We start from the raw sequence: 9,440 nt of genomic DNA on the forward strand, positions 1-9,440 counted from the left end.
AATCGAAACGGGGATCGCTGGTGGCGATCCCCGTCCAACCCGCGAACGTCGCGAGCTTACCAGTGATGGCGGCGGTGCCAGCGGCGGCGATGCCGGCGCCAATGACGGCGGCGCCAGCCCCAGTGGCGGTGATGGCCGTGCCAATGAACCTGCTCGGGCGTCAGCTCGGCGGCTTCCTCGCTGGTGGTGACCGCGGGATGAGCGTCGGAATTGCCTTTCGGCGTGCGGGTGGGATCGGCGACGGGCTGCGGCGACAGCGGCGCAGCCTGCGCGGCAGTCGCGGCGAAGGCGGCGGCGCCCGCCGTCAGTCCCAATGCAAGTTTCAAAAAGTTCCGGCGCTCCATCTTTCTTCCTTCTTGGATCATCGTGTCCGTGATGCAGAGGAAGTGTCGCGCTGATGGCATGAACCGAACCTGAATCGCGCGTTCAGATTCATTGCGCAGCGGGCTGTGTCACGCCTATTTTGCAAACTCCTGCGCCAGCACCAGCGTTTCGCGGGTACGTTTCACGTCGGGCCAATCACGATTGAAGTCGGCGACGAGCTTTTGGAGCGCATCACCTTTCAGCATCGCATTCAGCTTCGCCTCGTCCTCGAACCGATACATCGCCTGGTGCAGCGAAGGGTCGTCCAGGCTCCAGAACCGCCAGGCTTTGCTGACGCCGAACGCCTTCATCGCATCGGGCAGATGTTCCGTCTCGTACCATCGGTCGAAGGCGGCGCGCTTGCTGGCGTCTGTGACGGTGGCGCGAACGACGAAGAAAGCTGCGGGCATTGGTTTCTCCTCCTGTTGTTTGCAGCGAGGATAGCCGCTTCAGCCCTCCGCGACAAAAATTCGGCACCCGTGTCGGAACGCCCGCCCTTCGCGCGTCCTTGCTTCGAACGGCGACATGGAGACGCAGAATGGCCGACCTCACGCTGACCACCTTCGACTGGGTTCCCGAACCGCCCAGAGGGTTCGTGCGCGACCTCCGTGTGCGCTGGGCCCTCGAAGAAGCGGCCCTGCCATATCGCGTCGCCAGCGTGCCGTTCGACGACCGGGGCGCGGCGCATCTCGCGCACCAGCCGTTCGGCCAGGTGCCATGGCTGACCGATGGCGAGCTCTCGATCTTCGAGAGCGGCGCGATCTTGCTGCATCTGGGCGAAGGCAGCACACAGCTGATGCCGAAAGACCCGCGCGGCCGCTCCGAGACGACCGAATGGGTGTTCGCCGCCCTCAATTCGGTGGAGATGGCGAGCCTGCCCTGGGCGATGTCGAAATTCATGGGACATCCGACCGACACCCAGGCGTGGAAATTCGTAGACGACTTCCTCAAGCTGCGCCTGAAGCATCTTGAGCCGGTGCTCGCCAGCCGCGAATGGCTGGCCGGCTCCTTCTCGGTTGCCGACATCCTGATGTCGGATGTACTGCGTGTCGTCGATGGTTTCGGCGGCCTGGCGGACAGCCCTGCCTGCCGCGCCTACGTCTCGCGCGCCATCGGCCGCCCGGCGTTTGCCAAGGCGCACGCCGACCAGATCGCGCATTTCGCGGCGGCGGATAAAGCCCGCGGAGCGTGATGTACCTCACACAACGAAATCCCGGCGCGGCATATAAACGCCGCCACCGGAAGGAAGCCATTCGACAGGTGACACATGCCCCGCATCGAGTATCTCAAGCAACAGGTTGCCCGCGCCGAGCGGCTGGCGAAAGCCATCCTCGACCGGCAGACAGCCGAGCGGCTTCAGGCCTTCGCCGCCGAGTGCCGCGCGGAGCTTTCGGAGCTGACGGTCAAGCGCGCCGCATGATGCGTGGTTGCGCCGGGAAAGCGGCGCATCACACCAGCTTCAGCGGAGCATCGGCGACCACCCTGAGGTCAATACGCCCGATCAGCGCCGAACGCCGCGCCTCCGCAGCACTGATGGCCTCGTCCGTCTGCCGCAGCGTGCTGACGTTCGAGCCCAGCGAGACGATCCCGCCCAGCACCAGCGCGATGGAGCCCAGCGCGGCGGTCTGACCGAAGCCGAACAGCCCGAGGATCGTAACCAGCAGCAGCGCTGCCCCGCCACCGATGGCGATCTTCGACGCCAGAATGTACTTGCGGCATCGCTCGGCAATCTCGGCGAGCGCCTCGATCCGCGCTTCGATGTCGGAAATCTCGTCGGACGGATCGTCTTCAGTCATTGGTTTGTGAGCTGGCAGATCGAGGAACTTCGATTGTAGAGCACCCTGGCCTAGGACACCGGCACGACGCACGCAGGAATAGGCCCAATCGACATAGACGGCTCGCGCAAAGAACCACCAGCGTTGGCAGGTTGATTGGAGTCGTTTGCAGGACTCGGCAAGACCCTGACGCGAACAGCAACCCCGTCCCGCCTTCGATCGGTGATTGCTTCGTATCGGAGACTATCCGGCCCGCTGTAACCAGATCGAGACAGATAGAACATGCTTATGCCGCGGACCCAGCGCCCGATACATGCATGGTCCCTTCCCGAGTCTCCCGCCACCTCGAAATCCTCGATGCGATAACAGACGATCCCATGTTCCGGTGACTTCATGAGCAAGAGCCGGGGTAGCTCGACCGGCGCGCACGTATTGTCGGCGTCGGCGTAGCCTTCGATAACGGTCTCTTCCGACGTTCGGGCGGTGACGGTCATCTCGCTGTCCTTGGCAAAGCACGCTATGTCCATCGCCAGGACCGCGGACAACACGCCCAATATCAGGCCGCACGATCCAATGGCGCGCCGCCATGATCTCGATCGACAACGCCAAATTGCCACCGACGCGCCCTTCCCTCACAACGGCAAATTGTCGTGCTTCTTCGCCGGCATCTCCGTCTTCTTGTCCTTCAGCATCGCCAGCGCCCGGGCGATCCGCTTTCGCGTCGAGTGCGGCATGATGACGTCGTCGATGTAGCCGCGCTCGGCGGCGATGAAGGGCGACAGGAAGCGGTCTTCGTATTCCTTGGTGCGCGCGGCGATCTTGTCGGGGTCGCCGATGTCAGAGCGGAAGATGATCTCGACTGCGCCCTTGGCGCCCATCACGGCGATCTGGGCGGTCGGCCAGGCGTAATTCATGTCGGCGCCGATTTCCTTCGACGCCATGACGTCGAAGGCGCCGCCATAGGCCTTGCGGGTGATGACAGTCACGAGCGGCACGGTGCATTGGGAGTACGCAAACAGCAGCTTCGCGCCGTGCTTGATCAGGCCGCCATATTCCTGCGCGGTGCCGGGCAGGAAGCCCGGCACGTCGACGAAGGTGACGATCGGGATGTTGAAGGCGTCGCAGAAGCGGACGAAGCGCGCGGCCTTGCGCGAGGCATCGCTGTCGAGCACACCGGCCAGCACCATCGGCTGGTTGGCGACGAAGCCGACGGTGCGGCCCGCGATGCGGCCAAAACCGGTGACGATGTTCTTTGCGAACATGTCCGCAATCTCGAAGAAGTCGCCCTCGTCCACGACCTTCAGGATCAGCTCCTTCATGTCGTAGGGCTTGTTCGGATTGTCGGGGATCAGCGTGTCCAGGGACATGTCGACCCGGCCGATGTCGTCGAAGCTCGGCCATTCCGGCACGCCGTCGGTGTTGTTGGACGGCAGGAAGTCGATCAGGCGCCGCATCTGCAAGAGCGTCTCGACGTCGTTCTCGAAGGCGCCGTCGGCGATCGAGGAGCGCGTGGCGTGCACGCTAGCGCCGCCGAGCTCTTCGGCGGTGACGACCTCGTTGGTGACGGTCTTCACGACGTCGGGGCCGGTGACGAACATGTAGCTGGTATTCTTCACCATGAAGATGAAGTCGGTCATGGCCGGCGAATAGACGTCGCCGCCGGCGCAGGGGCCCATGATGACGGAGATCTGCGGGATCACGCCCGAGGCCAGCACGTTGCGGCGGAAGACGTAGGAGTAGCCGGCGAGCGCGGCGACGCCTTCCTGGATGCGGGCGCCGCCCGCGTCATAGAGGCCGATGATGGGCGCCCTCGCCTTCATCGCCATGTCCTGCAGCTTCGTGATCTTCAGCGCGTGCGTTTCCGAGAGCGAGCCGCCGAAGACCGTAAAATCCTTGGCGAAGACGAAGGTCTTGCGGCCGTTGACGGTGCCCCACCCCGTGACGACGCCGTCGCCGGGCACCTTGGTCTTCTCCATGCCGAACTCGGTGGAGCGGTGCTCGACGAACATGTCGAATTCCTCGAACGATCCCTTGTCGAGCAGGAGCTCTATGCGCTCGCGCGCGGTCAGCTTGCCGCGGGCGTGCTGCGCCTCGATGCGCTTCTCCCCGCCACCGAGCTTTGCGCCGGCACGACGATCTTCAAGGGCGTCCAAAATATTCTTCATTTGCTCCCGCCAGGTCTTAGCCTTATGTGCGGGCCGTTCTAACACGCCATTTTGCGCGCCGGGAAGCGGCTTTCGGCGTCGCAGGGCAGCCTTGCCCATGCGGAAAAGCATGAGCGATTACAGAGTATTGCCTGGGATCGACGATGCACGAAAAAGCGACTGAGACGGGCGCGGTGACTGGCGGCGTCAAAATCCTGCTCCACCTGGAGGGCCTGACGCTGTTCGCCGTCATGGTGATGCTCTACGCGAACTGGGGCGGCTCCTGGCTAATCTTCGCCGCGCTGTTCTTCGTCCCCGATCTGAGTTTCCTGGCCTACCTGGCAAACGCGCGGTTCGGGGCGATGGCCTACAATGCGGTCCACAGCTACATGGCACCGGCGGCGCTCCTGGCGATGGGCGTCAGCCTCGCCTCGCCGCTCGCGCAGTCGATTGCCGTGATCTGGCTCGCCCATATCGGCATCGACCGGGCGATCGGCTACGGCCTGAAATATGCAGCCGGGTTCGGCTTCACCCATCTGGGGCGGATCCGGCCGCAGAAGGACGCCTGACCCCGACAGCTTCGGCAGCGGACAACGTCCGCAAATTTGAAGGCGAGCCGGTTGACCGGACCAGGCGATTCAGGCTTGCATCGAGCCTACGATCAGGCGCCGAATGTTGCGTGAGCCAAGTCGGTACGGCGGCGGTCCTCACGTCTGGCTGCAAGCATCACCTCATGTCCGCGACGGTCGTACCCCTGCCGCCGAGCTCTTCGTCCGAAACTGTCGCCTTCCTGCGGCGCATGGCCAGCATGGTGTCGGGGCGGAACGGCGAGATGCTGCTACGCGCCGCAAGCCTTATCGAGTCGCTGGCGCAGCGGGCGATGTCGGCCGAGCGGCTCTATCATGACCAGCAGATCGAGAGCACGCGCAACGCCGAGCTGCGCGAGGCCGCCGAACTCGCCTCCGACGCCATGATCGGCCAGATCGCGGCACTGCAGGAGCAGCTTGCCGAGCTCACCGCGGCTGCGGCAGTCGAGCGCACCGTCTTCGATGCCGAGCGCGGCAAGCTGCTCGATCTGATGCGGGATGCGGAGAGCCATATCGGCAAGCTCACGAGCGAACTCGAGACACTACGTGCCTCCGTCGACAGTTTGAACGAGACCGTGGTCGGGGTGCCGATCGAGGTGCTGCGGCTGGCGCGGGCGCAGTTCGATCATCTGACGAATGCCTTTGCCAGGCACGGCGACGTGACCTCGCAGGCCATGAGCGAGATCGGCGGCTTTGCGATCGACCGGGCGCTGACCGAGAAGAAGGCCGACAAGGCCTGAGGCTAAGTCCATTTGCAGTCGCGAACGCGCTCAGTTCTTCCTGGTCGGGAGATGCTCGTCGAGCGCCCGCGCGTAGCGCTAGATCGCGCCGATCTCGGCGAGGCAGGCCTGCGTCAGCGGCATGCGGGCCTCGATGTGGCGCGGCTCCTTGCAATCCATGTTGAGCGCAAACACGGTGTGCGCCTCGCCCTTCTCGGCCCAGCCGACCATCCAGCCGAGCGACGGCTCGCCGCGCTCGGCCCCGAGCAGGCCCGACTTGGCGCGGATGACGCTGTCGCCGACCTTGGTCACCGGCAGGATGTCAGCGACGAGATCCTGGCTGCGCTTGCTGATCGGCAGCGCACGGCGGCGCAGCCGGTCGACGAAATCGACCTGCTCGACAGGGTCGATGCGCAAATTCCCGGTGAGCCAGAACTGGTCGATGCCGCCGCCGATGTCGCGATTGCCGTAGTCGAGCTCGTCGACATATTTCTGCATGCGTTCCTGGCCGATACGGCGCGCGATCTCCTGATAGACCGGCACCACGCTCACCGCGATGGCGCTACGCAGCGTGTGGTCCTTGTTCCAGGCCTCGATCGAGCGCTTGACGCCGTCCCAGGGAAACACATCCTTGTCTGGGTCAGCCACGACGCCGGTTTCCAGCGCGATCAGCGAGTTCGGAATCTTGAAGGTCGAGGCCGGCAGCTTGCCCTCGCCCGACCGCTCCTTGTCGCTGGCGACGACCAGATAGTCCTCGACCTTGTAGCCGACGAAGGTGCCCGACGTGCCGAGATCGGCGAAGCGCTTGGCGAGGCCATCGCGGATCTCGTTGCGCGGCGGCGCGACGTGGGCGAACGCACGTGACGGCAGGATGGCGGCTGCGAGCAGGCCGAGCGTGGAACGGCGGGTGAGCAAGCGTGATGTCCGTTGAGCAGTGAAAGCGACGTGACCATGCAGCCGCTACGTGGTGAAACGATGACAGGTCGTGTTTACCGTCCCCGACCCGACAGTCGCAGCACGAAAACCAGCACCTCGGCGACGGCCTTGTAGAGATCCGGCGGGATCTCCTCGCCGAGCTCGACCTTGGACAGCGCGCCGGCCAGAACCTCGTTCTCCTCGATGGGAATGTCGTTGGCCCTGGCGATCTCCACGATCTTTTCGCCGATCGTGCCCCTGCCCTTGGCAACGACGACAGGCGCGTTGTTGCCCTTCTCGTAATGCAGGGCAATCGCGAGCTTGGATGGATCGCTCATGTCGCGCGATCCAGGAAGTGGCCGGCGCGGACAGGCGCCGGTTGCGGCGGCGTGCCGTCGCGCACGATGATGTCGCCGGGCTTGAGCTCGGCCCTCGTCAATGCCTGGCTGAGCTCACCGATGCCGGCGCGGAGCTGCTGCGCCGTCGCCGGCCGCTCCGCCCACATCCGCACGAACGTCTTGTCGCCGTTCAGCGTGATCAGAGCATGCACGGGGCCGGCCGGTTCGACATTGAGCGAGAAGCGCGCACGCCAGGCACGCGTGGCGGGATCGGCGGATTCATTGCCGCCATCGCGCGAGATCTCGAACTGCGCCATTGCGGTGCCCTGCGGGGTCGCAAACGGAATCTCGAAATTCCATTGCGTCACGGCCGGGTCGACGCGGTGGCCGGATGCGTCAGTGCGATCGGGGAGCGAGGCAACCTGGAGCAGGGTCTGCCGCGCGATTGCAGCGTCAGTGTCGTCGAGCAGGCGGTGCACGGTGGCGGCAAGCGGCGTATCCGGCGTCAGCGATGGCAAGGCGACAGCCTGCGATGCCGGCAATGCGCCGCGGAACGGCGGCGGCGTGGTCGCCTGGGTGGCCGCCTCGAAGAGGTGGCCATCCGGCACGGCCTTGTTGGAGCCGGGCACGTTGCCGATCATCCGCGGCAGGTTTTGCGTCATCTCCTGCAGGAGGCTGGCGGCAAGGCCTGCCGTCATGGTCCGCGGCATCGCGGCCTGCGGAGCACCGCCGGCGGCATCAGCCAGGACGGCGGCCGCGGGACTGGCGCTGCGCGGCATTTGCTGGGTTTGGACGGTCTCGGCTTCGGTCGACGGCACAGCGGGCGGTGCGGCCCCGCCCATTGGCTGGGCCGGCGCAGCAGCCGGCTGCGATGTCCCCGCCGCACTGCCGGGAATGATCGCCCCTTGCGCCTGGGGCGCGGTCGCTTCGAGCTTGGCCAGCGTCTGGCGCAGCACCAGCAGCGCCGCTTTCAAGTCCGGCATTGCGCCCGACGACGGCGTTGTGCCCGCGGCGAGCGAAGCCTCGAGGAACAGCCCTGACCTCTGGAAGGCGGATTCGACATCGCCGCCGTCGAGGCCGGTATTGAGAGGCGTCCGTTGCGCCAGCACACCGAGCACGGCCTGTTTCAGCCCCGCCGGCAAATCGCTGCCGGTGACGACCGCGGCGAGATTGGCGAACAGCGGTGCCTGGCTGCCCTGCTTGGTCACGGCCTCGGCGGACGCCATCGTAACGGCTACCTGCTCCGATGGCGTCAGCGCGTTGCGCGCAGCGCTCGCCGACGGCGCAAGCGGCGGGCTGTCCACCAGCGAGGCGGCAGCCGGCGTGAGCGTAATCTGATCACCCGCCGCTCCGCCTGCCCCGCCCATGACGGCGAGCCGGATGGTGCCGTCGTTCTGCGACACCGCGAGCTGGAGATTTTGCCCGGGCGACAGCGCCACTTCCGACATTACGTCCATCGAGAGATTGGCGATCGCGATCCGCACCAGATTGTCGGCGAGCACGCTGACCACTCTGGCGTCGACGACGCTGCCGGCCTGGAGCACGAGATCCGGCGTCGTCGCATCAGCCGGAGGGCTGGCGGCACTGACGGGAACGATCGAACTTACCGGCGTCGGCATCGGAGGGGCCCAGGGAAAGCTGGCCCCACCCTAAGGCCGCCGTCGTAAACCTCTCGTTAAGGACCTTCGACCGAAGGCGCGTTTAGCGCATTCAGGACGGCCACCGCAGCCTCGAAATCCCGGAGGCGCCTAGCCCTGCGGGCCGCGGCCTCCTCGTCCACACCCCATTGCTCGATATTCCAGTCCTCATCGACATGGGCGGCGGCCCAGACCAGTTCGGCATCGCGCGCGCCCTTGGCGAGCGCCAGCGCCAGCAGCGCCGAGCCGGTCAGGGTGGTGACGATATGGAGCGCCGCGACCGACCAGGCGTCCTGTGGCAGCGCGGCGCGCGCGGCCTGAACGGCCGCGTCCGGCTGCTCCACATGCATGATGCCCTCGGACAGGATGAAGCGCGCTCCCAGCGTCTCCGCCGCCCAGAACAGGACGGGGTCCCAATGGGCGGCCTCACGCGCGACCAGTCCCTCAGGATGGCCGGCTCGATAGAACAGCAGGTCGGACTCGAAGTATTTCGCGAGATCGTCACTGACCTGATCGACGCGGTCGACCACGCCCTCAACCACGCTGTTGGCGATCCGCGTCAGCGGCATGGTCATGGGGTCGATCGTCTCGCCCTGGGCGGCCCATTCGGAGGCGACCGCATCGGCAAGTCTGCGCGAAGGAATCACGACCTGGCGCCCGGAGGGCGTGCGGATCGGCTTGCCGTCGAGGGTGACGGCGAAGCCGCCATCGGCTTCGGCGACGGCGGCCTCCTTGTAGAAGCGCTTACGCAGCGGCGTGCGCGCGGATTGGCGCGCTGCTTCACGCGGATCGGGCGGGGCTTTCCCCGCAGCGTCATCGAACAACTCGCGCATATCGGCTTTTCGGCTCCAGTCGCTGCCTAGAGCCTTTCCCGTTCCGATGGAATCGGAACGCGGCTCTAGCTTTCTGTTTTGACGCGTTTTCTTGACGCGAACCGGCGTCCACTTCGCTCGAAAACGCTC

General features: G+C 65.6%; 12 protein-coding genes. 4 read left to right on the plus strand and 8 right to left on the minus strand.

Annotated elements, in window-relative coordinates:
* Positions 1-56: 56 nt before the first annotated feature.
* Positions 57-344: a twin-arginine translocation signal domain-containing protein gene (locus AX729_RS24780; protein WP_061026862.1), complete on the minus strand. Its 288-nt coding sequence runs from the start codon at positions 342-344 to the stop codon at positions 57-59.
* 114 nt (positions 345-458) lie between these two features.
* Positions 459-773 (minus strand): hypothetical protein, encoded by a 315-nt coding sequence (locus AX729_RS24785; RefSeq protein WP_061026851.1) that lies wholly within the window; start codon positions 771-773, stop codon positions 459-461.
* A gap of 128 nt (positions 774-901) precedes the next feature.
* Here AX729_RS24785 and AX729_RS24790 point away from each other — a divergent pair, with 128 nt between their 5' ends.
* Both AX729_RS24790 and AX729_RS40640 read left to right on the plus strand, forming a co-directional pair.
* Positions 902-1,555: a glutathione S-transferase family protein gene (locus AX729_RS24790; protein ID WP_061026852.1), complete on the plus strand. Its 654-nt coding sequence runs from the start codon at positions 902-904 to the stop codon at positions 1,553-1,555.
* Between the two features lie 75 nt (positions 1,556-1,630).
* A complete protein-coding gene (locus AX729_RS40640; protein ID WP_197433666.1) occupies positions 1,631-1,783 on the plus strand; it encodes a hypothetical protein in 153 nt (50 codons plus the stop codon).
* A gap of 28 nt (positions 1,784-1,811) precedes the next feature.
* Here AX729_RS40640 and AX729_RS24795 read toward each other — a convergent pair whose 3' ends face one another.
* Positions 1,812-2,159 (minus strand): hypothetical protein, encoded by a 348-nt coding sequence (locus AX729_RS24795; protein ID WP_061026853.1) that lies wholly within the window; start codon positions 2,157-2,159, stop codon positions 1,812-1,814.
* Positions 2,160-2,770: 611 nt separating this feature from the next.
* Entirely contained in the window at positions 2,771-4,303 is a 1,533-nt protein-coding gene (locus tag AX729_RS24805) for an acyl-CoA carboxylase subunit beta (RefSeq protein ID WP_061026855.1), read from the minus strand.
* A gap of 143 nt (positions 4,304-4,446) precedes the next feature.
* Here AX729_RS24805 and AX729_RS24810 point away from each other — a divergent pair, with 143 nt between their 5' ends.
* Together AX729_RS24810 and AX729_RS24815 are read left to right on the plus strand one after the other, a co-directional pair.
* The gene (locus AX729_RS24810; protein ID WP_061026856.1) at positions 4,447-4,851 is read left to right on the plus strand and encodes a DUF4260 domain-containing protein; all 405 of its coding nucleotides are present in this window, start codon (positions 4,447-4,449) and stop codon (positions 4,849-4,851) included.
* Between the two features lie 164 nt (positions 4,852-5,015).
* On the plus strand, positions 5,016-5,609 hold the full coding sequence (locus AX729_RS24815; protein ID WP_061026857.1) for a hypothetical protein: 594 nt from the start codon (positions 5,016-5,018) through the stop codon (positions 5,607-5,609).
* A 78-nt stretch (positions 5,610-5,687) separates the two neighbouring features.
* Here the strand turns inward: AX729_RS24815 and blaOXA are convergent, their stop codons facing one another.
* The 4 genes from blaOXA to AX729_RS24835 all read right to left on the minus strand — a co-directional run bounded on the left by blaOXA (position 5,688) and on the right by AX729_RS24835 (position 9,311).
* Positions 5,688-6,503, minus strand: coding sequence for a class D beta-lactamase (gene blaOXA, locus AX729_RS24820; RefSeq protein ID WP_061026858.1), 816 nt, complete (start codon positions 6,501-6,503; stop codon positions 5,688-5,690).
* Positions 6,504-6,577: 74 nt separating this feature from the next.
* Positions 6,578-6,841, minus strand: coding sequence for an EscU/YscU/HrcU family type III secretion system export apparatus switch protein (locus AX729_RS24825; protein WP_061026859.1), 264 nt, complete (start codon positions 6,839-6,841; stop codon positions 6,578-6,580).
* Complete coding sequence (gene fliK / locus AX729_RS24830) at positions 6,838-8,460, minus strand: flagellar hook-length control protein FliK (RefSeq protein WP_061026860.1); 1,623 nt, start codon at positions 8,458-8,460, stop codon at positions 6,838-6,840. The genes AX729_RS24825 and fliK overlap by 4 nt, the downstream gene beginning before the upstream one ends.
* Positions 8,461-8,516: 56 nt before the next feature.
* Positions 8,517-9,311 carry an ATP12 family chaperone protein gene (locus AX729_RS24835; protein ID WP_061026861.1) on the minus strand — a complete coding sequence of 265 codons (795 nt, stop codon included), beginning with the start codon at positions 9,309-9,311 and terminating at the stop codon, positions 8,517-8,519.
* Positions 9,312-9,440: the final 129 nt, after the last annotated feature.

This window comes from Bradyrhizobium sp. CCH5-F6, from assembly GCF_001556045.1.
Classification (GTDB): domain Bacteria; phylum Pseudomonadota; class Alphaproteobacteria; order Rhizobiales; family Xanthobacteraceae; genus Bradyrhizobium.